This is a genomic window from Agromyces tropicus, assembly GCF_039531345.1.
GTDB lineage: Bacteria > Actinomycetota > Actinomycetes > Actinomycetales > Microbacteriaceae > Agromyces > Agromyces tropicus.
In genome coordinates, this window is record NZ_BAAAPW010000005.1 from 143,258 (window position 1) to 166,670 (window position 23,413).

At 70.9% G+C, this 23,413-nt stretch carries 23 protein-coding genes; 10 read left to right on the plus strand and 13 right to left on the minus strand.

From position 1 onward, the window contains the following. Positions 1 to 6 precede the first annotated feature (6 nt). Positions 7 to 1,092 (plus strand): LuxR C-terminal-related transcriptional regulator, encoded by a 1,086-nt coding sequence (locus tag ABD230_RS14970; RefSeq protein ID WP_344376101.1) that lies wholly within the window; start codon positions 7 to 9, stop codon positions 1,090 to 1,092. 123 nt (positions 1,093 to 1,215) lie between these two features. Here the strand turns inward: ABD230_RS14970 and ABD230_RS14975 are convergent, their stop codons facing one another. The 5 genes from ABD230_RS14975 to ABD230_RS14995 are packed head-to-tail and all read right to left on the minus strand — an operon-like array spanning position 1,216 to position 7,588. After that, positions 1,216 to 1,605: a Zn-ribbon domain-containing OB-fold protein gene (locus tag ABD230_RS14975; protein WP_344376104.1), complete on the minus strand. Its 390-nt coding sequence runs from the start codon at positions 1,603 to 1,605 to the stop codon at positions 1,216 to 1,218. A gap of 9 nt (positions 1,606 to 1,614) precedes the next feature. Beyond that, the gene (locus ABD230_RS14980; protein WP_344376106.1) at positions 1,615 to 2,790 is read right to left on the minus strand and encodes a thiolase family protein; all 1,176 of its coding nucleotides are present in this window, start codon (positions 2,788 to 2,790) and stop codon (positions 1,615 to 1,617) included. Between the two features lie 2 nt (positions 2,791 to 2,792). Beyond that, positions 2,793 to 3,650, minus strand: a complete 858-nt coding sequence (locus ABD230_RS14985) for an enoyl-CoA hydratase-related protein (protein ID WP_344376108.1) — start codon at positions 3,648 to 3,650, stop codon at positions 2,793 to 2,795. A 23-nt stretch (positions 3,651 to 3,673) separates the two neighbouring features. After that, complete coding sequence (locus tag ABD230_RS14990; RefSeq protein WP_344376109.1) at positions 3,674 to 6,136, minus strand: CaiB/BaiF CoA-transferase family protein; 2,463 nt, start codon at positions 6,134 to 6,136, stop codon at positions 3,674 to 3,676. A gap of 57 nt (positions 6,137 to 6,193) precedes the next feature. Beyond that, a complete protein-coding gene (locus tag ABD230_RS14995; RefSeq protein ID WP_344376111.1) occupies positions 6,194 to 7,588 on the minus strand; it encodes an MFS transporter in 1,395 nt (464 codons plus the stop codon). A gap of 254 nt (positions 7,589 to 7,842) precedes the next feature. Here ABD230_RS14995 and ABD230_RS15000 point away from each other — a divergent pair, with 254 nt between their 5' ends. Further along, a complete protein-coding gene (locus ABD230_RS15000; protein WP_344376115.1) occupies positions 7,843 to 8,748 on the plus strand; it encodes a LysR family transcriptional regulator in 906 nt (301 codons plus the stop codon). Positions 8,749 to 8,837: 89 nt separating this feature from the next. Here ABD230_RS15000 and ABD230_RS15005 read toward each other — a convergent pair whose 3' ends face one another. The 3 genes from ABD230_RS15005 to ABD230_RS15015 all read right to left on the minus strand — a co-directional run bounded on the left by ABD230_RS15005 (position 8,838) and on the right by ABD230_RS15015 (position 10,538). After that, positions 8,838 to 9,236 (minus strand): type II toxin-antitoxin system death-on-curing family toxin, encoded by a 399-nt coding sequence (locus ABD230_RS15005; protein ID WP_344376117.1) that lies wholly within the window; start codon positions 9,234 to 9,236, stop codon positions 8,838 to 8,840. Further along, positions 9,233 to 9,436, minus strand: a complete 204-nt coding sequence (locus tag ABD230_RS15010) for a DNA-binding protein (protein WP_344376120.1) — start codon at positions 9,434 to 9,436, stop codon at positions 9,233 to 9,235. The genes ABD230_RS15005 and ABD230_RS15010 overlap by 4 nt, the downstream gene beginning before the upstream one ends. 202 nt (positions 9,437 to 9,638) lie before the next feature. Then, positions 9,639 to 10,538 (minus strand): alpha/beta hydrolase, encoded by a 900-nt coding sequence (locus tag ABD230_RS15015; protein ID WP_344376122.1) that lies wholly within the window; start codon positions 10,536 to 10,538, stop codon positions 9,639 to 9,641. Between the two features lie 256 nt (positions 10,539 to 10,794). Here ABD230_RS15015 and ABD230_RS15020 point away from each other — a divergent pair, with 256 nt between their 5' ends. Further along, a complete protein-coding gene (locus tag ABD230_RS15020) occupies positions 10,795 to 11,394 on the plus strand; it encodes a PadR family transcriptional regulator (RefSeq protein ID WP_425546247.1) in 600 nt (199 codons plus the stop codon). Positions 11,395 to 11,431: 37 nt separating this feature from the next. Next, positions 11,432 to 13,243 (plus strand): ABC1 kinase family protein, encoded by a 1,812-nt coding sequence (locus ABD230_RS15025; protein ID WP_344376124.1) that lies wholly within the window; start codon positions 11,432 to 11,434, stop codon positions 13,241 to 13,243. 47 nt (positions 13,244 to 13,290) lie between these two features. Here the strand turns inward: ABD230_RS15025 and ABD230_RS15030 are convergent, their stop codons facing one another. Then, positions 13,291 to 14,292: an alpha/beta hydrolase gene (locus ABD230_RS15030; RefSeq protein ID WP_344376127.1), complete on the minus strand. Its 1,002-nt coding sequence runs from the start codon at positions 14,290 to 14,292 to the stop codon at positions 13,291 to 13,293. 161 nt (positions 14,293 to 14,453) lie between these two features. Here ABD230_RS15030 and ABD230_RS15035 point away from each other — a divergent pair, with 161 nt between their 5' ends. Further along, a complete protein-coding gene (locus tag ABD230_RS15035; RefSeq protein WP_344376130.1) occupies positions 14,454 to 15,884 on the plus strand; it encodes an HNH endonuclease signature motif containing protein in 1,431 nt (476 codons plus the stop codon). Between the two features lie 83 nt (positions 15,885 to 15,967). Here the strand turns inward: ABD230_RS15035 and ABD230_RS15040 are convergent, their stop codons facing one another. The 3 genes from ABD230_RS15040 to ABD230_RS15050 all read right to left on the minus strand — a co-directional run bounded on the left by ABD230_RS15040 (position 15,968) and on the right by ABD230_RS15050 (position 17,427). Further along, a complete protein-coding gene (locus ABD230_RS15040) occupies positions 15,968 to 16,240 on the minus strand; it encodes a DUF1905 domain-containing protein (RefSeq protein WP_344376132.1) in 273 nt (90 codons plus the stop codon). 46 nt (positions 16,241 to 16,286) lie between these two features. Beyond that, positions 16,287 to 16,655, minus strand: a complete 369-nt coding sequence (locus ABD230_RS15045; protein ID WP_344376137.1) for a nuclear transport factor 2 family protein — start codon at positions 16,653 to 16,655, stop codon at positions 16,287 to 16,289. 154 nt (positions 16,656 to 16,809) lie between these two features. Then, positions 16,810 to 17,427 (minus strand): TetR/AcrR family transcriptional regulator, encoded by a 618-nt coding sequence (locus tag ABD230_RS15050; RefSeq protein ID WP_344376141.1) that lies wholly within the window; start codon positions 17,425 to 17,427, stop codon positions 16,810 to 16,812. Between the two features lie 125 nt (positions 17,428 to 17,552). Here ABD230_RS15050 and ABD230_RS15055 point away from each other — a divergent pair, with 125 nt between their 5' ends. Continuing rightward, on the plus strand, positions 17,553 to 18,053 hold the full coding sequence (locus ABD230_RS15055; protein ID WP_344376144.1) for a hypothetical protein: 501 nt from the start codon (positions 17,553 to 17,555) through the stop codon (positions 18,051 to 18,053). A gap of 50 nt (positions 18,054 to 18,103) precedes the next feature. Here the strand turns inward: ABD230_RS15055 and ABD230_RS15060 are convergent, their stop codons facing one another. After that, positions 18,104 to 18,748 (minus strand): TetR/AcrR family transcriptional regulator, encoded by a 645-nt coding sequence (locus tag ABD230_RS15060; protein ID WP_344376146.1) that lies wholly within the window; start codon positions 18,746 to 18,748, stop codon positions 18,104 to 18,106. 173 nt (positions 18,749 to 18,921) lie between these two features. Here ABD230_RS15060 and ABD230_RS15065 point away from each other — a divergent pair, with 173 nt between their 5' ends. The 4 genes from ABD230_RS15065 to ABD230_RS15080 all read left to right on the plus strand — a co-directional run bounded on the left by ABD230_RS15065 (position 18,922) and on the right by ABD230_RS15080 (position 23,413). Then, on the plus strand, positions 18,922 to 20,577 hold the full coding sequence (locus ABD230_RS15065; RefSeq protein ID WP_344376148.1) for an ABC transporter substrate-binding protein: 1,656 nt from the start codon (positions 18,922 to 18,924) through the stop codon (positions 20,575 to 20,577). Positions 20,578 to 20,655: 78 nt separating this feature from the next. After that, the gene (locus ABD230_RS15070) at positions 20,656 to 21,480 is read left to right on the plus strand and encodes an ABC transporter ATP-binding protein (protein ID WP_344376151.1); all 825 of its coding nucleotides are present in this window, start codon (positions 20,656 to 20,658) and stop codon (positions 21,478 to 21,480) included. Next, a complete protein-coding gene (locus ABD230_RS15075; protein WP_344376154.1) occupies positions 21,477 to 22,286 on the plus strand; it encodes an ABC transporter ATP-binding protein in 810 nt (269 codons plus the stop codon). The genes ABD230_RS15070 and ABD230_RS15075 overlap by 4 nt, the downstream gene beginning before the upstream one ends. Beyond that, positions 22,283 to 23,413 carry an ABC transporter permease gene (locus ABD230_RS15080; protein WP_344376157.1) on the plus strand — a complete coding sequence of 377 codons (1,131 nt, stop codon included), beginning with the start codon at positions 22,283 to 22,285 and terminating at the stop codon, positions 23,411 to 23,413. The genes ABD230_RS15075 and ABD230_RS15080 overlap by 4 nt, the downstream gene beginning before the upstream one ends.

Consider the following 23,413-nt stretch of genomic DNA (forward strand, 5'->3'; position numbering starts at 1 on the left):
CGGAACATGGTGGCATCCGCGCTGATCCATGCGCGCGACCGGCTCCTCCAGCACTCCGGCGTCGATGAGGACGTCGACGAGGTCCTTCAGGCCGCGCTCCGAGCGCTCCACGACGTGGCCGTCTTCCGATGGGCCGCCGTGATGACCGTCGACCCACGCACCATCCTGCCGACCGCCGGCGTGGTCGAAGGATTCGATCCCTCCGCATGCGCGCCGTTCTGGGATCTGGAACTCGTCTCACCGGGCTACAACAAGTTCGCAGACCTCGCCCGGCGCGCGCCGCCCGTGAGCACGCTGTTCGACGCCACCGACGGAGAACTGACCCGCTCGCCGCTGTTCAACGACCTGTACGCCGGGCTGGGTGCCTCCGACGAGTTGCGCGTCGCCTTCGTGCTCGGATCGACCTGCTGGGGAGTCGGCACGCTGATCCGCGACGAACCGAACGGCGCGTTCACCGACGCGGAGCTCCGCGACGTGCAGACCGTCGGCCATCTCATCGCCCGCGCGCTCCGCCAGGCGGTGATCCATGGCGAGTCCCAAGCGGATGCCGCGACCGCCATCCTGGTCGTCGACGGCGACAACCGCATCGAGCACCTGACCGCCGACGGCCACCGGATGCTCGAGTCCGTTCGCGGGTTCCGCTACGGCGGCGATGACGCGGCCGATGAACTCCCGGGGCTGCTGCTCGCGCTGCTCACCAGAGCACGGCACAGCAACTCCCAGACGATCATGACCACGCGGATCCAAGCCGCGTCGGGCCGATGGCTGCGCGTCACGGCCGCCCCGACCGAGGCCCACGACGGTCATGTCGCCCTGACGCTCGAACCCGCCCGACCGGCCGACCTGCTGCCGATGATGCTGGAGACCTACGGGTTGACCGAGCGCGAGATCACCATCGTCATGTCGCTCGCCCGCGGCCTGACGAGCAAGGACATCGCCGCCGAGCTCACCCTCTCGCCGTACACCGTGCGCGACCACGTCAAGGCGATCTACCGGAAGTGCGGCGTCAACACACGCGGGGAGCTCGTCGCGCGACTCTTCACCGAGCATCTCCGTCCTGCGTTCGAAGAACGCGTCTTCGCGGGCGACTGACCCGCTTGGTGGCCGTCCGACGGCCCGTCGCGGGTGAGCAGGTTGCCCGGGCGCAGGTCGCCGTGCAGCCACACGTACGGCGCCAGTGTCGACCGGCCGATGCGGGTGTCGGCGCGATCCGCGTCACACCACCGCGAACACCGGAACGACCTCGTCGCGCTCCCCCGGCCCGCTCGGCACGTACTCCACGCGTACGCGCGCGCCGAGCAACTCTGCGTCGGGATCGGCGGCGAGCTCGGCCCACCACCACGGCCCCTCGTCGAGTTGCACGATGCCGACGACGGTCCGCGTCGGGCCGTCGGCGCCACGTCCGTGGACGACCGACCACGACACCACCTCGCCGAAGCCGGCAGCGCGCACGCGCTCGTAGCGGTCGAGGTCGAGTGCCGCGTCGACGCGGGGTCCGAGGATCTCGCCGGTCGTGCGGTCGCGCACGAGCAGGAACTCACCCACTCGGGTGCCGTCGAAGAAGGCGGCGGATGCGGCATCCCGCCGCACTGGGAAGAGAGGCATGTCGTGCTCCTACACGGTTCCGAGGATGAGGGTGGAGTGGTGGTCGAGCACGCCGCCGTTGCCGGAGACGAGCACCCGGTCGTGCCGCTCGACCTGCCGGTCGCCGCCGTGGCCGCGCGCCTGGATGACGCCTTCCGAGAGCGGAGTCATGCCCCACAGGTAGTAGGACGAGAGCTGCCCGCCGCCGGTGTTGACCTTGAGTGAGCCGTTCGGCCCGAGCACCCCCGGCTGCGAGACGAACGCGCCACCCTCGCCCTTCTCGCAGAACCCGTAGTCCTCGAGCGAGACGAGCGCGGTGTAGGTGTAGCAGTCGTAGAGCTCGACGACGTCGATCTCGTCGAGCGTGAGGTCCGCCATCCGCAGCGCCGCCGGCCCCGCCGTCGCGGCGCCAGAGACGAGCCCGAAATCGTCGTTGCGCTCGAACGTGTTGCCGGGGTGCGCCTGGGCCCAGCCGTAGATGCCGACAGCCGGCTGGGCGAGCGATGCCGCGCGCTCCGCGCTCGTGACGATCACCGCGATGCCGCCGTTCGAGACGAGGCAGCAGTCGTAAAGGTGGAACGGCTCGGCGATGTAGCGCGACGCGTGGTACTCCGCCATGGTGAGCGGAGTCCGGAACTGGGCGAGCGGGTTGCGCACGGCCCATTCGCGCTGCGCGACCGCGATCGCCCCGAGCTGTTCGCTCGTGGTGCCGTACCTCTCCATGTGCCGCCGGGCCGCGAGCGCGTAGAACGTGTTCGCCGAGTACAGCGAGCTCGACGCGTTGAGTCCCTGCCATCCGCTCGGCAGCGACGCCGACTCGCGATAGGCCGCGCCCCCGCCCTTGTCCTCCTTCAGCGGGTCGTCGGCCCAGACGCACGCGATCGTGTCGGCCATGCCCGCCTGCACCGCCATCGCGGCGTACTGCACCATCTGCCCGGCGGTCGATCCGTAGCCCTGCATCTGCGTGAGCAGCTTGAGGTTCGTGAGTCCGAGCTCGCCCTGCAGCCCGAGGCCCACCGACGTGTTGAGCCCGCCGGAGACGAGCAGGCCGTCCACGTCGCCCAGGGGAACGCCGGCATCGGATGCCGCGAGCCGGACGGCTTCGGCGGCGAACTGCGACGCGGTCCTGCCGTACACCTTGCCGAGGTCGGTGATGCCGAGCCCCGCGATGGCCGCCTTGGCCGTCCCGTTCCTGCCGGTCGCCATGTTCATCGTCCCTCCCAGCGCGGTGCGCGCTTCTCGGCGAAGGCGAGCATGCCCTCGCGCGCATCAGCGCTGCGCATGAGGAACCCGCCCTCGACCGCGGTGCGCTCCCAGTCGGATGCCTCGGCCACGATGTCGCCATCGGTGACTCCGCGCGCGATCCGCTTGCTCACCTGCACGGCGAGCGGGGCGTTCTCGCAGATCGCCGCGGCGAGCGCGAGCGCCTCGTCGATCAGCCCGTCGAGCGGCACGACGCGGTTGACGAGACCGAGCTCGAGCGCGCGCTGCGCGGTGATCGGCTGCCCCGTGAGGATCGCCTCCATCGCGGCCTTCTCGGGGATCTGCCGTGGCAGGCGGAACGTGCCGCCGGCCCCGGCGAAAATCCCCCGCTTGACCTCGGGGAGGCCGAACGTCGCGGTGTCGGCCGCGACCGCGAGGTCGCTCGCGAGCACGATCTCGGTGCCGCCGCCGAGCGCGAAGCCGTTCACGGCGGCGATCGTCGGCTTCGAGATGAAGTGACGGACGTATCCTGCGAAGCCCCAGCGGGCGAGGCGGTCGTCGCCGTCGCCGTTCAGGCGCCCGGCCGCCGCCTCCTTGAGGTCGGCGCCGGCGCAGAAGGCCCTCTCGCCCGACCCGGTGATGATCACGACCCACACCGACGGGTCGTCCTCGGCGGCGTCGAGCGCCTCGCCGACCCCGATCGTGAGGTCGAGCGAGACGGCGTTGCGCGCCTCCGGCCGGTTGAGCGTGACGATCATCACGTGGTCTCGCCGCTCGACGAGCACGGTGCCGTTGCCGAGCACCTCGGCCTCGGCGGCATCCGTCGCCTCGTCGGACCGGACGGATGGGAGCTGGATGGACACTGGTCGGTTCCTTTCGTTGCTGGTCATGCGTTCTGGAGCGGCGCGGGCGCAGCCGCAGGCGTGGGCGTGGGCGCGGGCGTGGGAAGCGCCGCGGGATGCACCTGCAGCACGCCGTCCTCGAGGAGTTCGTCGATGTACCCGTCGTCGTAGCCGAGGAGCTCGCGCGCGAGCTCGCGGGTGTGCTCGGCCTGACGCGGCGCCGGCTCGAGCCGCGGCTGCGGCACGTGCTCGAAACGGGCCTCCGCGAGGTTCGTCATGAGCGGGGCGGGGCGCTGGGGGTGCACGAGCTCGCCGAACACCCCGCGCGCGGCGAGGTGCGCGTCACCCGTGAAGTCCCGCGGACGCAGCATCTGCCCCGCCGGGACGCCGGCCGCCTGCAGCTCGTCGGCTGCCGCGGCGGCCGGTCGCGCCGACGTCCATCCGGCGAGCGCCGACCGGAGCTCGTCGGCGTTCGCGAGCCGGCCCTCCGCCGTGGCGAGTCGCGGATCGGTCAGCCACTCGACGTGGCCGATCGTCGTGGCCAGGGCGCGGAACCGGTCCTCCCCGACCGGGTCCATGACCACCCATTCGTCGTCGCCGGCCGCCGGGAAGATGCCGCGCGGCGCGTCCACCCCTCGGATCGATCCCTCGATCGAGACCGATCCGGGTCGCACCGACTCCAGCGCGAGCCGGTCGGCCATCGCGGAGAAGATCGCGTCGACCTGCGCGGTCGAGACGCGGCCGCCGCGGCCCGTGATCGACCGGCGGAGCAACAGCGCGGTGACCGCGATCGCGTTGAGCCGGCCGACCACATGGTCGGGGTAGATCGTGATGGCGTCACTGAAGCTGCCGTCGATCTCGGGGTAGCTCCACAGCAGGCTCATGCCCGCGCTCGCTCGCACCAGGGGGCCGTACCCGAGTCTCGTGCTCCAGGGCCCGGTGTTGCCGAACGCGCTCGACTCCGAGAGCACGATGCCGGGGTTGATCGCCTGCAGCGTGTCCCAGCCGAAGCCGAGTCCGGCGAGGGTCCCGGGCTTGAAGTTCGTCAGCACGACGTCGGATTCGGCCACGAGTTGCCGGAAGATCGCCCTGCCCGCGTCGCTCTTCAGGTTCAGCCCGAGGCTGCGCTTGTTGCGCTGCCCCGCGGCGAACCCGTCGGCGATCTCCGACCCGTCGAGCGAACCGCGGGAGCCGTCGGGGAACTCGCGACTCTCGACCTTGATGACCTCCGCGCCGTAGTCGCCGAACAGCCGTCCCAGCTCGGCGCCGACGACGATGACGCCGAGGTCGAGCACCCGCAGCCCCGAGAACGGCAGCGGCCCGGACGGCGACCAGATGGGGCGCGGCCCGTCGAGGGGCGCAGGCAGGGGCGCCGCGGCATCCGCCACCGCACCGATGGTCGAGCGGATGCCGCTGCGCACGCCGTCGAGTTCGAACATTCCCGTCGGCACCGTCGGCGTCACGTCGCCGACCTCGAGCGACGTGAACGCCCCCGCCTCGAGGAACGCCTCGGTGCGCAGCACCTCGTCGGCGTGTGCCAGGCCGGCCGTGGGCACTCCGAACGACTGACCCTCCTCCGTCGCCTCCTCGCGGGTGCGCGTCGCCAGCATCGCGCCGATCAGCGGGTAGAGCGTCCTGGCCGCTCCGAACCGCACGGGAGTGCTGTTGTACTTCGGGTCCGCGAACTCCTCGGGCTCCCCGAGCCAGTGGAACATCCCCTGCCATTGGCGGGCGCTCAGCACGCAGATGCGAACCCAGCCGTCGCGCACGGGGAAGATCGGGTACAGGTGGCGCGAGTCGGGGCGGCCCGGGGCGAGGTCCATGAGCGACTCGCCCGCCCGCGCACTGCCGCCGATTCCGAGCGCCGGGTCGAGGATCTGCACGAGCGCGTCGTTGACCGAGAAGTCGATCGACTCGCCCTCGCCCTGGCCGAGCGCCTGCACGTAGCCGAGGATCACCGCCCACGCCGCCTGGGCGGCCGCGGCCTCGTACGCGAGGAACGACGGCGGCAGCAGCGGCTCGGTCACCTCCGGCAGGCCCGAGCGCGACAGCACGGTGCTGAGCGCGAAGTGCACGTCGGGCGTGCCGAGCCAGCTCGCGCGCGGCCCGTGCAGGCCGAAGTCGGTCAGGCTCGCCACGACGATCCGCGGGTTGGCGGCTCTCGCCGAGTCGCGGTCGAGGCGCCTCGCCCGCTGGTCGTCCTCGTCGCCGTCGACGAGGAGGATGTCGGCCGTGGCGAGCAGGTCGCGCACGCGCCGTGCGCCGTGCTCCGTCGTGGCATCCGCGGCGACGCTCGTCTTGTTCGCGTTGCGGATCGCGAACGTCAGGCTCACGTCGCCGTGCAGCGCGCCCTCGTGTCGGGCGGTCGATCCGTCCGACGGCTCGAGGCGGAGCACGTCGGCGCCGAGGTCGGCGAGGATACGGCCCACCGACTGCAGCGGCCCGTCCACGGCGTCGACGACGCGTACGCCGTGGAGCGGGAGTTCCTGGGTGATGGTGGTGGACATGTCGAGCACTCCTTCGTACTGGTGGTTCGGTGTTGCATGGGTTCCGTGCGGTCCGAGCTACTCGGCGATCTCCACGAGCGAGCGGTCCTTGGTGCGAACGCCCATGCGGATGAGGAGCGCGGCGACGAAGAGGAGGCCGATCATCGCGATGCCCGCCGGCACGGCTCCCGCGCCGAGCAGGATCGGCAGGATCACGAACGGGGCGACCGCGCCGCCGAGGTGTCCGATGCCGTCGCAGATCGCGGCGGCCGTGCCGCGCTGCCGCGTCGGGAAGACCTCGGCGGTGTACGTGTAGGCGGGCGTCGCCATGAACGCGATGCCGGCTGTGGCGAAGATCGAGCCGGCGGTCGCGGCCCACTCGCCCCAGCCCGAGATGATGAGCGCGATGCCGAGGGCGAATGCGATCGTGCCGATGATGATGAGCGTGCGCCGCTCGATTCGCTCGATCACGGCGACGACGACGAAGCCGACGATGAGCGGCGCGGCGCGGGTGAGCACCGTGATGAAGAGGGCGTTCGAGGTCGCGACGCCGACGCCCTCGAGCAGCAGCGGAAGGTAGCTCGCGAACGCGTACATGGCGACGTAGAAGATGAACCAGAAGCCGAGCACGATCAGCAGACGCCCGAGCAGCGGCGGGCGGAGCAGCGCGCGGAGCGGGCTCTCAGGGTCAGCGGTCTGCTCGGCGGGCGCCTCCTCCACCTCGAGCAGTGCCTCCTCGTCGACCGGCAGGCCCGCGTTGCGCTCCATCCTTCGCACGATCGCGGTGGCCTCGTCGACCCGGCCGTTCGCGATGAGCCAGCGCGGCGACTCCATGAGGGCCGTTCTGTTGATGAAGAACAGCATGAGCAGCACGAGCCCGCCGAAGGCGAGCAGCAGACGCCAGCCCAGCGCCGGCCATGCGGCCAGCACGGGCAGCGAGGCGAGGCCGACGATGAGGTTCAGGATGCCGCCGATGACGTAGAGGAACGACAGGTACCGACCGCGGCGGTTCTTCGGCGCCATCTCGCCGATGTAGGCCGAGCACAGCGCCAGCACCGCACCCATGCCGCCGCCCGTGAGGAACCGGAAGAACGACAGCGAGGCCATGTCCCATGAGAAGGCCGTCAGGAGGCCGCCGACGCCGAGCAACGCGATGGTCAGGAAGAGCCCGACCTGGCGGCCACGACGGTCGGAGATGTGCCCGAAGATGTAGGCGCCGACAGCGTAGCCGACGAGGTTCGCCGTGACCGGCCAGGCGAGATCGGTTCCCGCGAGGCCGAGGTCCGCGATCATCGCGGGCAACGTCACCGCGAACACCCCGATGTCGTAGTTCGCGAAGAAGAACGCGAGCATGAGCGCGAGCCAGGCCCATCGATTCAGGCCGACCCGCGGCATGCGGTCGATGGTCTGCTCGAGCGTGAGCCGCGCTGGGGGAACGGCGGCGTGATCCAGGTCCGTCGTGGAAGAAGACATCATTGTCCTTTGCGTCGAGGGGGACGACCTCGCCAGCGAGGCCGACGGTGGGCGCCGATGCCGCACCGCGTGGGCACCACGGTAGGAACGTCGACGGGTGCCCTGCACCACCGATTCGAGCGCCCGCGAGAGGCCCCCGACGACCGCTTCACCGGACCGGATGCGCACGGTGCGACGTGCACGTGACGACCGGGAAGGGCATCAGGCAACGAGGACGTATCAGGCCCGCACGCGGGTCGGATATGTTCGTCGTGATGGAGCTGTCCCAACTTCGGGCGTTCGTCGCGACGTCGCGCGAACGGAACATCGCGCGCGCCGCCGAAGCACTGAACCTGACGGCCTCACCAGTGAGCCGCACGATCAAGGACCTCGAGAAGCAGCTCGGCGGCGACCTCTTCATCCGGGCCTACCACGACCTGCAGCTCACGGAACTCGGCGAACGAATGCTCCCGGCTGCCGTGCGGATCGTGACCCAGGCCGACGCGATGCTGCCGCCGCGCCCCGGCCGCGAGGGCCTCCCGCGGGTTGGCGCCACACCATGGGTGCCTGCCCGCTTCATCGACGACCTGCACCGAGTCGCCGGCGAGGTGTTCGAGCGCGGCGTCGATTTCGACTCCGACGTGTCCTCCGTGCTCCTCAATTCCCTGCGCCACGGAGCCCTCGACGTCGCGATCGTGCACTTGCCCGTCGAGGTCCCCGAAATCGCGACGCGGGTGCTCGGCCGGTACGACTTCCAGGCGATCGTCATGTCGCGTGATCCACTCGCCCAGCAGGGTTCGATCGTGCTCGCCGACCTCCAGGAGTACTCGGTCCTCACGATGCCTCGGATGATGCAGCCCATCCCCATGGCGGCACTGCACGACCGGCTCGCCGAGCACGGGGTCCGTGATCAGGTGGAGGTCGACCTGCGCGACTTCATGTCGATCCGGTCCCGACTGCGGCATCCCCGGACCGCGATGCTCACCACGACCGCACCGGACGCACCACTCGCTACGACCGTCTATCCGGGCGAGGCGACGCTCCTTCCCATCCGTGACCTCGAGATCGATTTCCTCGTCGGCGTCGCCTGGCGCGAGCCGAACTTCGCGCACGGCGGAGGCGTGGATGAAGTGGTGCAGCGGCTGCATCCACCGCCCGGAGCGCCGCCGGTCGTCATCTGATCAGCACGTCTGTCTCGGCATTCGTGCCGTAGGTGCCGACCGCTCGGCACATCGACGCACCTTCTCCGCCTGGTCGCTGCCAGAAGGGGCTACACCAGCGAACTGATGCGGGCACGAACCCACCCGGCGACCGCGTCGAGATCGATCGCGCCCGCTGCGACCTTGCGAAGGAACCGATCGGTCTCGGCCACATCATCCGCCACGAGATCGAGGTCGTTGAGTTCGAGGAACGCGACGGTCACGAACCAGGCCAGCCGCTTGTTCCCGTCGGCGAGCGGATGGTTGCGCATCACCGCGAGCAGCAGCGCCGCGGCCTTCTCCTCGAGCGTCGGATGCACCTCCTCGCCGAACACCGGCATCGGTGCGGCGAGCGCCGACAGCAGCAGGTTGCGCCCGCGGGAGCCGTCCTTGAAGTGGAACCCTTCGTCGTCGAGCAGTGCCTCGACGTCCTCGGGGTCGAGGTACTCGACCTCTCGACCGGCCGTCACCGGGCGAGACGGTCGAGCAGGTCGGCGTCGCGGGAACGGACGCGATCGAAGGCCGCGCGAGTGCGGGCGGACTTGTCGGCACGCGCCGCGAAGTCGTCGAGCGCGAGCTGTACGACCTCGGTCTTCGAACGACCGAACTTCGCGGCCAGGGCCTCGAGCAGTTCGTCATGAGCCTCATCGAGTCGCAGGGTCATCGCCATGGGCACGATCCTTCCGTCGATCACCATCGTATCGCGAGGTATCACGGTGATACCACGTCGGAAGACCGGGATGGACGGCGCGCACGAGGACCGTCTCCCGATCGCGTCGTCCGAAGAACGCCGGCCGGATGGTGCACACGCGCGTCGCGCGGCTGCGGTGAGCGCAGACGTCGTGTCGATGCGCGGGAGTTCGCAGGTGTGCTCAGGCATCGGCGGATGCCGCGAGCCGCTCCCCCAGCCAGGCCCGGGCCCGCGCGTGGAACGCGTGCGTCACGTCGGCACCGCGAGCGATCGACTCGAACCCGTGCGGCGCGCCGGGCACCACGTCGACCGTGCACGCGACGCCAGCGCCGCGGAGCGCCTCGGCGTAGGCGAGGTCCTCGTCGTGGAACAGGTCGATGTCGCCGACCCCGATCCACGCCGGCGGCAGCCCGCTCAGCTCGGCGCGGCGCGCGGGAACGGCGAAGTCGGGAACGACGTCGGCGCCCGGCGACGCCTGGAGGTACGACGACCAGCCGACGAGGTTGTCGCGGTTGGTCCAGGCGAAATGCCGCACCGCGTCGAGGTCGCGCCGTGCCGCGGTGCGGTCGTCGAGCATCGGGCAGTACAGCAGTTGTGCGGCGGGTTGCGGCCCGCCGTCGTCGAGCAGCCGCTGTGCGAGCGCGGCCGCCAGCCCGCCGCCGGCGCTCTGCCCGCCGACCGCGATACGGATCGGGTCGATACCGCGCGCGGCCGCGGCATCCTGGAGCCACTGCCACGCGGCGACGCAGTCGTCGAGCGGTGCCGGGAACGGATGCTCCGGGGCGAGCCGGTACTCGACCGACACGACGACGATGCCGAGTCGCTCCGCGAGCCGCGCGCACCAGGCGTCGTCCTGCGCGGCATCGCCGATCACGAGGCCGCCGCCGTGGAGCCAGAGCAGTGCACCGCGGGCGCGGGACTCCGATTCGGACTCGGGCGACGGGGCCTCGGCTGACACGGGCGCGCCAGCGGGAGTGAACACCCGCACCCCAGTGCCGGGAACGGCGAAGTCGATCCGCTCGAACCGTACGGCCTCGGCCGGCCTCGGCGCTGGGATGAGCGCGAGGGCCGCCTGCACCATCCGTCGTTGCCACGCGTGGCGGACCTGCGGGCGAGGGAACCACCGATAGGCACGTCGGAGGTCTGGGTGCAGGTCGGCGATGCGCATGCGCGAGGGGCCGGGATTCACGTCAGCTGAGCGGGGGCTCGTCATGGTGGTTCCGATTCTGGTGCACGCGGTTCCTCACAGCAGATTCACGACCATCGCCGATGCGAAGCGATATATCGTTGACATATCGTCGAGACCCGATCAGGGCCCCGGTTCAGGGAGGCAGATCATGAGCGATTCAGGTTCGTACATGGGCGGCGGCTTCGGCAGCGGCTCGTCCGGCTGGGGCGGCCCGGGCCGCGGAGGCCAAGGTCTCTGGGACGCCATGCAGGAGTTGCGCGGGATGTTCGAGCAGAAGGTCGCGCCGCGCATGGGCAAGGGCGACGTCCGCGCGGCGGTGCTCGCACTCCTCGCGGAGAAGCCGATGCACGGCTACCAGATCATCAACGAGATCGCCGAGCGCAGCGGCGGCGCGTGGAAGCCGAGCGCGGGCTCGGTCTATCCGACGCTGCAACTGCTGGCCGATGAGGGGCTCATCACCGCGGAGGAGGAGGGTGGACGCAAGACGTACACCCTGACCGAGGCGGGCACGGCCGAGGCCGAGGCATCCGCTGACCGCACGCCCTGGCCCACCCCGCCCGGCAGCGGCGGCGACGGCGGCCGCGGTCGCGACTTCGGGATGTCGGGCGCGCTCGGCAAGGCCGGCATCGAGCTCGCGCAGGCGGCCGCGCAGGTCGGCCGGTCCGGCACCGCCGACCAGGTGAAGGACGCGGTCGAGGTCCTGGAGGACGCGCGCCGCAAGCTCTACTCGATCCTCGCCCAGGGCTGACCGAGTGCCCTCGACACGTCGGCATCCGGCAGGCAGGATGCCCGATGTGGGGAACACGCGCGCCCGCTACCGGCGGATCCTCCGATTCGCCGCCAGGTACATCATCCAGACGTGGTGGTTCGAGCTCGTGCTGCCGCGATTCGGGCTCGCCCGGTTCGCGGCGCGCGGGCGCGCCGCGCGGCTGACCCGCATCGCCGAGCGCTTCCACGACCTCGCGGTCGACCTCGGCGGGCTCATGATCAAGGTCGGCCAGTACCTCTCGTCACGGCTCGACGTGCTGCCGCCGGAGATCACGCGCGAGCTCGCCGGACTGCAGGACGAGGTGCCGCCCGTGCCGTTCGACGACATCCGCCGCCTCGCCGAGGCCGAGCTCGGCGTGCCGCTCGAGCGCGCGTACGCGTCGTTCGACCCGACCCCGGTGGCCGCGGCATCCCTCGGCCAGGCGCACCGCGCCCGCCTCTCCCCCGTCGACGCCGCCGACATGGGCTACGACGACGCCGTCGTGAAGGTGCAGCGGCCCGGCATCGAGGTGATCGTCGACGTCGACCTCGCGGCGCTGCGCCGCGTCGCCGACTGGCTCAGCCGCGTGCGATTCGTCGCGAAGCGCGTCGACCTGCCCGGGCTCGTCGAGGAGTTCGCCACCACGAGCCTGGAGGAGATCGACTACCTCCACGAGGGCCAGAACGCCGAGCGCTTCGCCGCGAGCTTCGCGGGCGACCCCCGCGTCGCCGCACCCGAGGTCGTGTGGGAGCGCACGACGCGCCGCGTGCTCACCCTCGCCGACGTCACCGCGATCAAGATCAACGACCGCGCCGCCCTCATCGCCGCCGGCATCGACCCGAAGGCCGTCGCCGCGCAGTTCGCGACCGTCATGTTCGACCAGCTGTTCCGCGACGGGTACTTCCACGCCGACCCGCACCCGGGGAACATCTTCGTCACCCCGGTCGGGGTGCTGTCGGGTGGGGCGGATGCCGCGGCATCCGCTTCGACGCCGTCGAACGAAACGGATGCCGCGGGGCCGGCGCCGGACGCGGCATCCGCTGCTGAGCCCGGCTCGGCCGACTCGCCCGGCTCGGCCGCCGCGCCCGCCTGGAAGCTCACCTTCATCGACTTCGGGATGATGGGGCAGGTGCCCGACGGGCTGCGGCAGGCGTTGCAGCAGCTGATGATCGCGGTCGCCGCGCGCGACGGGAAGCGGCTGGTCGAGAGCTTCCGCAGCGTCGGCTTCCTGCTGCCGACCGCCGAGACCGCGGAGCTCGAACGGGCGATGACCGAGCTGTTCGCCCGCTTCGGCGGCATGGGCTTCGCCGAGCTCGCGCAGGTCGACGAGCGCGAGCTGCGCCGGTTCGCGATCGAGTTCGGGGAGGTCATGCGGACGCTGCCGTTCCAGCTGCCCGAGAACTTCCTGCTCATCATCCGCGCCATGTCCCTGACGTCGGGCATGTGCAGCTCGCTCGACCCCGAGTTCAACATCTGGGACGCGGTCGAGCCCTACGCCGCCCAACTGCTCCGCGACGAGCGCGGCAACCTCGTGCAGGCGCTCGGTCGCGAGGCGGTGTCCGTGGTCGGCACGGCCTGGCGGCTGCCGCAGCGCCTCGACAAGGTCGTCGACCGGATCGAGCAGGGGCGACTCGTCGCGACCTCGCCGAAGATCGAACAGCGGATGTCGCGGCTCGAGCGCACCGCAGGTCGCATCGTGTCGGCCGTGATCTTCGTGGGCCTCTTCCTCGGCGGCATCCTGCTCCGCCTCGACGAGCCGGTGTGGGGCGGGATCCTGCTCGGGGTGTCGGTGATCCCGCTGCTGCATGCGGTGTTCGCCGGAGCGTTCGCGCGGCGCGGGCCGCGATAGGACCTGGTGTCCGGATCCGGCGGGCGTACGGCGTGCGCCGCCCCTGCTCAGCCGTCGGCGGATGCCGCGAGTCGCTCCCCCAGCCACGCGCGCGCCCGCGCCTGGAACGCGTGCGTCACCTCGGCGCCGCGGGCGATCGACTCGAAGCCGTGCGGTGCCCCCGGCACCACGTCGGCCGTGCACTCGACGCCGGCATCACGGAGCGCCGCGGCGTAGGCGAGGTCCTCGTCGTGGAACAGGTCGATGTCGCCGACGCCGATCCACGCCGGCGGCAGGCCGGTCAGGTCGGCGCGTCGGGCAGGCACGGCGAAGTCGGGCACGACGTCGGCACCCGGCGGGGCGTGCAGGTACGAGGACCAGCCGACGAGGTTGTCGCGGTTGGTCCACGCGAAGTGCCGGACCGCGTCGAGGTCGCGGCGCGCGGCGGTGCGGTCGTCGAGCATCGGGCAGTACAGCAGTTGCGCCGCAGGGCGCGGCCCACCGTCGGCGAGGAGGCGCTGCGCGAGCGCGGCCGCGAGTCCGCCGCCCGCGCTCTGCCCGCCGACCGCGACCCGGGTGGGGTCGATGCCGCGGGCGGACGCGGCATCCTGCAGCCACTGCCACGCGGTGAGGCAGTCGTCGAGCGGTACCGGGAACGGATGCTCCGGGGCGAGGCGGTACTCGACCGAGACGACCACGACGCCGAGCCGCTCGGCGAGCCGCGCGCACCAGGTGTCGTCCTGCGCGGCGGCGCCGATCACGAACCCACCGCCATGGATCCACAGCAGTGCGCCTCGTGCGCTCGTCGCGGGGCCGGCCGGGTCGACGGGCGTGAAGACCCGCACGCCCGTGCCGGGAGCGGAGAACTCGACGCGTTCGAAACGCGATCCGTCAGTAGGTCTGGGCGATGGGATCAGCGCGAGCGCCGCCTGCGCCATCCGTCGCTGCCATCGATGCCGGATCCGCGGCCGGGGGAACCAGCGGTAGGCACGTCGGAGGTCCGGGTGCAGGTCGGCGACGCGCATGCGCGCCGGGCTGGGATGCACGTCAGGTGCGCGGGTGCCCGTCATGGTGGGTCCGATCCTTCCATGCGGAGCGGCGAACGGATGCCTCGGGGCGCGACGTGTCCTCCACAGGGTCTGGTGCGCGCGATTTGTGCACAGGATAAATTGCTGGTCAGATATGTATTCGGGCGCACGCGGATGTCGGTGGGTGCAGGCAGGATGAAGGCATGGAACAGCCCTCGCACCCCGCGCCGACGGCGAGGCCGGTGTCGCACGCACCGGCCTCGCTCGAGCGCGAGATGCACGCGCTCGGTGAGGCGTGGACGAGCGCGATGCCGGCGTGGGGCGCGAGCGGGGAGACGGTCCAGGCCGAGGTGGAGCGGATGAGCGACGCGGGTCTGGTGCGGGTCACCGACGCGCTCGCGAAGCTTCGGCGCGACGTCGATGCCGTGTTCGCGAGGGTGGCCGCTGAAGTCGCGAGACGATCCGGCCCCGAGTTCGGTGAGGTCGGCCTCGCGAAGGCCCACGGGTTCCACAATCCGACGCGGCTCATCGCGGCGGCGACCGGGGCGTCGCGCGCCGAGGCACAGCGGTTGATCGCCGTCGGCACGGCGACGGCGGGGCGACAGACCTTCAGTGGGGAACGCGCGCCGTCCCGGCATCCGCAGGTCGCGGCCGCCCTCGAGGCGGCGACCATCAGCATCGAGGCGGCGTCCGCCATCACGACGATGCTCGACCGGGCGTCGGCGAGCGCCGAGGTGTCGCGGGTCGAGATCGTCGAAGCCGCGCTCGTCGACCTGGCCGGGCGTGTTCCGCTCGAGACGCTCACGCGCGGGGTGCGCGAGGCGGAGGCTCGGCTCGATCCCGACGGCGTGGAGCCCCGGGAGGACGAGCTCCGATCCGACCGCGCGGTGACGATGCGGGAGGACGGACGCGGCATGGTGCACCTGCATGCGCGTCTCGACCCCGAGAGCGCAGCGCCGGTGAAGGCGGCGATCGAGGCACTCGTGAGCGACGCGGTGCGGCGTCGGAGCAGCGTCGGCGACGGCGCGCGGATGCCGGCCGTGGAGGATCGACGGTCGATCCCGCAGATCCAGGCCGACGCGCTCGCCGCGCTCGCACGCCACACCCTCGGGTGCGCGCAGACGCTCGCGCCGCTGGCCAAGACCACGGTGGTCATCCGGGTCGACCTCGACACGCTCGTCAGCGGGCTCGGACGCGCGCGCATCGACGGGCTCGATCAGCCCGTCTCCGCCGGCACGGCCCGCCGCATGGCTGCTGACGCCGAGCTCATCCCCGCCGTGCTCGGCGGCGAGAGCCTTCCGCTCGACCTCGGGCGAGCCGCCCGCCTCTTCACCCGGGTCCAGCGCCTCGCACTCGGCGAGCGCGATGGCGGCTGCGCCTCATGCGGGCAGAACATCGGCTACGTCGAAGCCCACCACATCCGCTGGTGGGAACGGGATGCCGGCCCGACCGATCTCTCGAACGGCGTGCTCCTGTGCAGCTTCTGCCACCACATGATCCACCGCGACGGGTGGCGGATCCACGCGAGCCCGAACGACGTGTGGTTCATTCCACCGCCGCACATCGATCCGGAGCAGGTGCCGCGTCTCGGCGGGCGTGCGCGATTCGAGGTGCGCGAGATCCGGGCGGCGTGACCCCGACCGCGCCGCCTGAAGCCGCGGCACTGCGCGACGCGGACCGCGGCGTCAGTCGACGCCCCGCGGCGCAGCCGCGGAACCTACCGCCTGGTGATGGTGACGTCGACCGGGTCGCCCTTGTCCTTGCCGAGGGCCTTCCGCACCTTCGCGTTGAGCGACACCATGTGGCCGCCGGTGCCGGTCACCATCGCGCCGACGTTCTCGAGACGCACCTCGTCGATGCTCGCGTCGACCCGGACCGTCTTGCCCGTTCCGAAGAACTCGGCGGATCCGGGGATCTCGACGCAGCTCCACGTCTCGCCCTTCACCTCGACGCCGATCGTCGTCGTGAACCTCAGCTCGTCTGCACCCATGCCGCCAGCGTAGGCAGGAGCCCCGACAACGGTCGAGGACCGCCGCTCAGCTCGGCAGCTCGATCATGTACGACACGATCTCGGTGATCCGTCCGTCGGCCGCGAAGTCGAAGACGTCGCACGACGCCACGACCGACACGTCGCCGTTCGCGTCCGTGTAGCGCGCGAGGGCGTCGACGACCACGCTCTCCTCACCGACGACGGAGCGGAATCGCTGGAACTCCGTCGTGACGTCGGCGAGCTCGGCAGCGGTGTGCTTGATCGCCTTCGCCACCGCCTTCCGCCCGACGAGCGGTCCCCCGCCGACGGAGGTCCAGATCACGTCGTCCGCGAGATGATCCAGCGCGACGTCGAATCGATGGCCCGAGAACGCCCGGGCGATCTGCTCCGTGCTGAGGTCGATCGTGGTCTCCATGCGGCTCGCTCCCCTCGCGCGGCATCCCGCGCCATTGCGGATGTCGCACCCACCCTCGCCCCGCGGAGCCGATACGTCAAGGTGCGTCGGTCCTGATGGCACCGCATCAGCCGATCCGTGACCCCCCGGCGACCGATCGATCCGGTCGCACCCGTCAGTCCGCCCCGCTCCGAGCCGAGCCCCGGCCGGTCAGCTCCTCCGCGAGGACCGCGGCGAGGTCGTCGGCGTCGAGCCGGCGGTCGTCGCCGAGCCACCACACGATCGCGTTCACGATGAGCGACGCGTGGAGCTGGGCACGCAGCTCCGCGCGCGGTGCATGCACCGCGATCGCCGCGGCACCCGCGGGCGTATCGAGCAGTCGGCGCCGCAGCACGTCGGTGAGACGCGGCACGAGGCTCGCGCCATCCGGTCGGGCCAGGATGCGGTAGAACCCGCGTTCGGCCTGGATCGCGCGGACCATCTGCCGCATGAGGAGCACCCCGGCGTCCGAGCCGAGCGTCGCCGGATCGACCTCGGGACGCACCGCCATCGACGTCATGAGCACGGCGAGGCGTTCGTCGAGCACGTCCGCCAGCAGCTCCGGCTTGCCCGGGTAGTGCTTGTAGAACGTCGTGCGATGCACCATCGCCCGATCGCACACGTCGACGACCGTCGCCGCGCCGTACCCGCGCTCGGCGATGAGCCCGACGAGCGCCTCACGCAGGTGTCGTCGCGTCCGGCGCGAGCGCAGGTCCATGCCCTCCTCAGACGCGATGGTGACGTTCGTCGACATCTCACTCCTCGGTGTCGCGGAGGTCGACGGATGCGCGGATCCGCATCTGGTGCGCGCGCCGACGACGGCCTACCGTTCGTCTACACCCGTCATGATAGTCGACACATGTAGAAAGGGATCCGAACATGGATGCCACACCCCTCGTCGCCGCGGAGCCGGCCACCGAGCACACCGAGACCCGACCGGCGCTCCTCTCGTTCATCACCCTGTACGTCGTGACGACCGTGCATCACCTGTACGGCGGCCTCGTGCTCGATGCTCCCGTCCGACTGCTGGTGCCGCTCCTGCTGGCGCTCCCGCTCGCCGGCGGCGCGGCCGCACTCGAGTGGTTCCGGCGCACCGGCCGGCGAGGAGCGGCGCGGACGTACGCCGGGATCGCGCTCGTCGTCGCAGGAGTGCTCGGACTCGTGCACAGCGCGTACTCCCACCTGTACAAGGACGTGCTGTTCCTCCTCCGCGGGCCGGCGGAACTCTACGTCCTCCTCAATCCCGACGAGCACTATCCGCCCGACGACCTCTTCTTCGAGGTCACGGGCGTGATCGAGCTCGTCGCCGCCGTCGTCGTCACGGTGACCGCGATCCGGCTGCTCCGGGCGGCATCCCGCTCGGCCGCGCCGCCGGCCTGAGCTCCGGGCGCACCGCAGGCTCGGGTGACGTGCGACCGATCCGCCGCGCGTCAGGCGAGCGGTGACGGCGACGTCGAGATCACCGAGTCGACGATCGCCTCGATGGCGAACTCCGACGCCCGGCCCAGGTCGACGGCATCCGGGTCGAGGAGCCACTGCACCTGCAGGCCGTCCATGACGGCGAGGATCGCGGCCGACGCGAGTTCGATCGTTTCAGGAGCGGCGACGCCGTGCTCCGCGCAGACGACCTCGAACGCGCGTGCGACCTCGCCCCGAAGCGTCTCGTAGCGCTTCTGGAAGAACTCGCGGCCCGGGTGGTCGTCGGTCACCGACTCCGCCGACAGCACGACGTAGGCCTGCACGATGCCGGCGCGGTGCGCGTTGACGAACGCCGTCCGCACGAGGTGCCGGAACAGCGCCATGCCGCCCGGGATGTGCTGCTCCTCGAGGTCGGCGACATCAGTCTGGTCCCGATGGCTCAGCACCTCGAGGAGGAGCTGGTCCTTCGAACCGAAGTGGTGGAGGATCCCGGCGTGGGTCATGCCGACCTGGTCGGCGATCTCCTGCAGCGTGCCGCCGGCGAAGCCCTTGTTGCCGAAGATCTCGACCGCGGCGTCCAGGATGTCGCGCCGGCGCGCGAGGGTCTCGGGCCGCGAACGCGGCTGCCGACGCTGGCCCGTCGTCGTTCCGGTCATCGTCCGGCCCCCTTCCTCGCCTGCTGGATCCGAGTCTACGCAGGCGCGGACGCCGCTGAATGCCGCACGTTGCGTTACTTACTTACTTGATAGTAAGTTGACTCCGCAATCACTCGACACCGCTGTCGGCCTTCGACCGGCACGGTGTCGTGCCCCCACACGAAGGAGAAGCAATGAGGCTCAGTACGTCCCTCGGCGTCGTCGGCATCGCCGCGGCGCTCGCGCTCACCGGCTGCGCCGGCGCGACCCCCGACAGCACTCCCGCCGGAAGCGGCGCAGCGCTGACGATCGCCAAGCCCGACGGCGCGATCACCACCGAATCGCACAACCCGTACCTCGGCGACTCCTCCGCGTCGAAGTACGGCTACGCCAAGGTCATCTTCGAGCCGCTCGCGCTCGTGAACCCGACGGGCGACCTCGGCACGACGCCGTGGCTCGCGGAGTCCGTCGAGTGGAACGACGACTACACCGAGCTCACCGTCGTCCCCCGCAGCGGCGTCAACTGGAGCGACGGCACCGAGTTCACCGGTGACGACATCGTCTTCACCTTCGACCAGTTCCTGAGCGGCAGGCTCGCCGACACCTCGGGCCTCAAGTACGAGGGCGCGACCGTCGACGGCGACGCCATCACGCTGAAGTTCGCCGACTCGAAGTACGTCTCGCAGGCGCGCGTGCTGCACACCCCGATCGTGCCCAAGCACATCTGGGAGAACATCGACGACCCGAACACCGACCCGCTGACCGGCGAGGGCCTCGCCGTCGGCACCGGCCCCTACGTGCTCGACACCTGGTCGACCGAGTCGGTCACCCTCACCGCGAACGAGGACTACTGGGGCGGCGAGCTCGCCGTTCCCACGCTGAACTACGTCTCCTACGGCGACAACGCCGCCCTCACGACCGCGCTCGTCTCCGGCGAGGCCGACTGGGCGCAGGCGTTCATCCCGCAGGTCGAGGACAGCTACCTGGCCGCCGACGAGGACAACCACTTCCTCGCCTCGCCGACCGCGGGCGCCGGCACGCTCTTCATGAACCTCCAGGCCAAGCCGTTCGACGACCCGGCCCTCCGTGAGGCGCTGGCCTGGACGATCGACCGCGACGCCTACGTCGACATCGCGCGCGAGGGTGCGAGCACGGCGATCTGGAGCGCGACCGGCCTCGGCGACCTGCTCTCGGACGAGATCCTGCCCGAGTACGCGGACGACGTGTACTCGGTCGACGTCGACAAGGCCAAGGGCATCCTCGAGGACGCCGGCTACACTTGGAAGGACGAGAAGCTGATCGACCCGGACGGCGAGGCCGTCTCGTTCTCGATCTCGGTCCCCGCCGGATGGAGCGACTGGAACACCGAGCAGGCGCTCATCGCCGAGGAGCTCGACTCCGCGCTCGGCATCGAGGTCAAGGTCGACCAGCCCGACTGGGGCGGCTGGGACGCCGCTCGCCAGGAGGGCACCTTCCAGGCGATCATCCACTGGCTCGAGGACAGCGGCAACGCCTACGGCCTCTACACCTCGACGATGGACCAGAAGTGGATCGTCGACGACCGCGCGCAGTTCAACTTCGGCCGCTTCGACGACCCCGCGGTCACCGACGCGCTGAACACCTACGCCAACGCGTCGTCCGACGCCGACCGCGAGGCCGCGCTGGCCGTCATGCAGGGCGCGTTCGTCGAGAACGTGCCGGCCATCCCGCTGGGCTCGCACCCGCTCCTCGGCGAGTACAACACCCGCAACTACGTCGGCTGGCCGACGGAGGACGACCAGTACGCCTCGGCGGACCCGACGCAGCCCGGGATCGTCCAGATCCTGACCAGCCTGCAGCCCGCCGGCTGACCCGGTCGCAGTGGGGCGGATGCACCCGGTGCATCCGCCCCACCCGTTCGTCGGACCTCGAGAAGGGAACCCCCACCCATGAGCGACACGTTGCTCTCCGTCCACGACTTCTCGGTCGTGTACGACGTCGAGCCGCCCGTGGCGGCGGTCAGGAACGTCAGCCTCGACCTCCGGCGCGGCGAGATCCTCGGCCTCGCCGGCGAGAGCGGATGCGGCAAGACCACGCTCGCTTACGGCCTGCAGCGCCTGCTCAAGGCGCCGGCCGTGATCACGAACGGCTCGGTCGTCTTCCATGACGCGTCCGGCGAGGACATCGACGTCAACGCCCTCGATGCCGACGAGATGCGCCGGTTCCGCTGGGACAAGATCTCGATGGTGTTCCAGGGCGCGATGAACTCGCTGAACCCGGTCGCGACGATCGGCTCGCAGCTGGAGGACGTCTTCGAGGTCCACCGCCCCGCCATGACCCGAGCGGAGCGCAGGGCCGAGGTCGTCGAGCTCCTCGAGATCGTCAAGGTCGGCGCGCAACGCTCCCGCTCCTTCCCCCACGAGCTCTCCGGCGGCATGCGCCAGCGCGTCATGATCGCCATGGCGCTCGCCCTGCGTCCACAGCTCATGGTGATGGACGAGCCGACCACCGCGCTCGACGTGCTCGTGCAGCGCGAGATCCTCAAGCAGATCTCGGCACTGCGCCACGAGTTCGGCTTCTCCGTCGTCTTCATCACCCACGACCTGCCGCTGCTGCTCGAGATCAGCGACCGCATCGCGATCATGCGCGACGGCGAGATCGTCGAGCTCGACACCGCGGAACGGATCTGGACCGACCCGCAGGACGACTACACGAAGACCCTGCTGTCGTCGTTCCCCCGCCTCACCGGAGAGAAGGGAATGGTCCTGCGATGACCGTCCTCGAGTTCGATTCCGTCACCAAGGTCTATTCGTTGCGCGGCGCCGGCCACCTCACCGCGCTCGACGAGGTGAGCTTCACGCTGCGGTCCGGGCAGACGATCGGCCTCGTCGGCCAGTCCGGCAGCGGCAAGTCCACGATCGCGAAGATCCTCACCCAGCTGGAGACGCCGACCAGCGGCGAGGTCCGGCTGAACGGCCGCCCGATCCCGCGTCGCGGCGCGGCGCTGCGGGCCTACCGCGGGCAGCTGCGCATGGTCTTCCAGGACCCGTTCGCCTCCCTGAACCCCTACCACTCGATCCGGTACCACCTGCAGCGGCCTCTCCGCCTCGACCACGTCGTGCCGAGGGCGGAGGAGGACGACGAGGTGCGCCGCCTGCTCGAGCGCGTGCGACTCGATCCGGACACCGTCATCGACCGCCGACCCCACGAGCTCTCCGGCGGCCAGCGCCAGCGCGTCGCGATCGCCCGCGCGCTGGCATCCCGGCCGAAGCTCCTCGTGGCCGACGAGCCGGTCTCGATGCTCGACGTCTCGATCCGCCTCGGCGTGCTCACCCTGCTCGCCGACCTGCAGCGCGAGGAGGGCCTCGGCGTGCTCTACATCACGCACGACCTCGCCACCGCCCGGCACTTCAGCGACGAGATCCTCGTGCTCAACCAGGGGCGCGTGGTCGAACGCGGCCCCGCCGACGACGTCATCCTGAACCCGCAGGACCCGTACACGCAGGCGCTGCGCGCGGCATCCCCCGACCCCGACCAGCACTTCGCCACGGCAGCCGGCATCCACGGAGGTGCGCAGTGACCACGACCCAGCCCCATGTCCACACCCGGGGCGGCGACCCCGTCGACGCCGACGGGACGACCACCACGGATGCCGCCGCCCTCCCCGACGCCGTCGAGGCCGGCACCACGGCGACACGTGCGGTCAAGGGCCGCTCGCGCGTCCCGTGGCGGTTCCTCGGCGGACGCGCCGTGTTCTACGTGTTCACGCTGTGGGCGGCGATCACGATCAACTTCTTCCTGCCACGCATGATGAAGGGCGACGCGGTCACGCAGTACCTCGCCCGCAACCGCAACGTCAGCCCCGAGGCGGCCGACGCGCTCCGCGCGCTCCTCGGGCTCGACACCGACAAGAGCCTGTGGCAGCAGTACGTCGACTACTGGGCGCTGCTGCTGCGCGGCGACCTCGGCGTCTCCCTGCTGCACGGACTGCGCCCCGTGACCGAGGTCATCAGCCAGTCGCTGCCCTGGACCATCGGGCTCGTGGGCTTCGCCACGGTCGTATCATTCGCGATCGGCACGATCGGCGGCGCGATCGTCGGATGGCGGCGCGGCAGCCGGCTCGACGCGCTCATCCCGGTCACGACCTTCCTCAGCACCATCCCCTACTTCTGGCTCGGACTGCTCGCGATCGCGCTGTTCTCGGTGAACCTCGGCTGGTTCCCGATCGGCAAGGCCTACGGCGTCGGCATCACGCCGGAATGGTCGCCCGAGTTCATCGGGCAGGTCATCCACCACGGCACGCTCCCGGCGGCGACGATCATCATCGCCTCGCTCGGCGGCTGGATGCTCGGCATGCGCAACATGATGCTGACCGTGCTCGACGAGGACTACGTGATGGTCGCCGAGGCGAAGGGCATGCCGCGGAAGCGCGTGCTCTGGGGCTATGCCGCCCGCAACGCCGTGCTCCCCCAGATCCAGAGCTTCGCGCTGTCGATCGGCTTCATCGTCGGCGGCACGATCGTGATGGAGATGGTCTTCAGCTACCCCGGCGTCGGCAAGCTGCTGCTGGATGCCACGAACGCGAAGGACTACGCGCTCATGCAGGGCGTCTTCCTCGTGATCACGCTCTCGGTGCTGCTGGCGAACCTCCTGGCCGACGTCGCCTACGCATTCCTCGACCCGCGCACGCGCCAGACGGAGGCCTGA

Bases quoted from the DNA above. Each gene is read 5' to 3' on its own strand.
- ABD230_RS14975 (WP_344376104.1), bottom strand. From the start codon at position 1,605: ATGCCTCTCTTCCCAGTGCGGCGGGATGCCGCATCCGCCGCCTTCTTC.
- ABD230_RS15015 (WP_344376122.1), bottom strand. From the start codon at position 10,538: ATGGTGCAGGCGGCCCTCGCGCTCATCCCAGCGCCGAGGCCGGCCGAG.
- ABD230_RS15040 (WP_344376132.1), bottom strand. From the start codon at position 16,240: ATGGGTGCAGACGAGCTGAGGTTCACGACGACGATCGGCGTCGAGGTG.
- ABD230_RS15060 (WP_344376146.1), bottom strand. From the start codon at position 18,748: ATGACCGGAACGACGACGGGCCAGCGTCGGCAGCCGCGTTCGCGGCCC.
- ABD230_RS15075 (WP_344376154.1), top strand. From the start codon at position 21,477: ATGACCGTCCTCGAGTTCGATTCCGTCACCAAGGTCTATTCGTTGCGC.
- ABD230_RS14990 (WP_344376109.1), bottom strand. From the start codon at position 6,136: ATGTCCACCACCATCACCCAGGAACTCCCGCTCCACGGCGTACGCGTC.
- ABD230_RS15000 (WP_344376115.1), top strand. From the start codon at position 7,843: ATGGAGCTGTCCCAACTTCGGGCGTTCGTCGCGACGTCGCGCGAACGG.
- ABD230_RS15020 (WP_425546247.1), top strand. From the start codon at position 10,795: ATGAGCGATTCAGGTTCGTACATGGGCGGCGGCTTCGGCAGCGGCTCG.
- ABD230_RS15025 (WP_344376124.1), top strand. From the start codon at position 11,432: ATGCCCGATGTGGGGAACACGCGCGCCCGCTACCGGCGGATCCTCCGA.
- ABD230_RS14970 (WP_344376101.1), top strand. From the start codon at position 7: ATGGTGGCATCCGCGCTGATCCATGCGCGCGACCGGCTCCTCCAGCAC.
- ABD230_RS15065 (WP_344376148.1), top strand. From the start codon at position 18,922: ATGAGGCTCAGTACGTCCCTCGGCGTCGTCGGCATCGCCGCGGCGCTC.
- ABD230_RS15070 (WP_344376151.1), top strand. From the start codon at position 20,656: ATGAGCGACACGTTGCTCTCCGTCCACGACTTCTCGGTCGTGTACGAC.
- ABD230_RS15035 (WP_344376130.1), top strand. From the start codon at position 14,454: ATGGAACAGCCCTCGCACCCCGCGCCGACGGCGAGGCCGGTGTCGCAC.
- ABD230_RS15050 (WP_344376141.1), bottom strand. From the start codon at position 17,427: ATGTCGACGAACGTCACCATCGCGTCTGAGGAGGGCATGGACCTGCGC.
- ABD230_RS14980 (WP_344376106.1), bottom strand. From the start codon at position 2,790: ATGGCGACCGGCAGGAACGGGACGGCCAAGGCGGCCATCGCGGGGCTC.
- ABD230_RS15055 (WP_344376144.1), top strand. From the start codon at position 17,553: ATGGATGCCACACCCCTCGTCGCCGCGGAGCCGGCCACCGAGCACACC.
- ABD230_RS15010 (WP_344376120.1), bottom strand. From the start codon at position 9,436: ATGGCGATGACCCTGCGACTCGATGAGGCTCATGACGAACTGCTCGAG.
- ABD230_RS15045 (WP_344376137.1), bottom strand. From the start codon at position 16,655: ATGGAGACCACGATCGACCTCAGCACGGAGCAGATCGCCCGGGCGTTC.
- ABD230_RS15030 (WP_344376127.1), bottom strand. From the start codon at position 14,292: ATGACGGGCACCCGCGCACCTGACGTGCATCCCAGCCCGGCGCGCATG.
- ABD230_RS14995 (WP_344376111.1), bottom strand. From the start codon at position 7,588: ATGTCTTCTTCCACGACGGACCTGGATCACGCCGCCGTTCCCCCAGCG.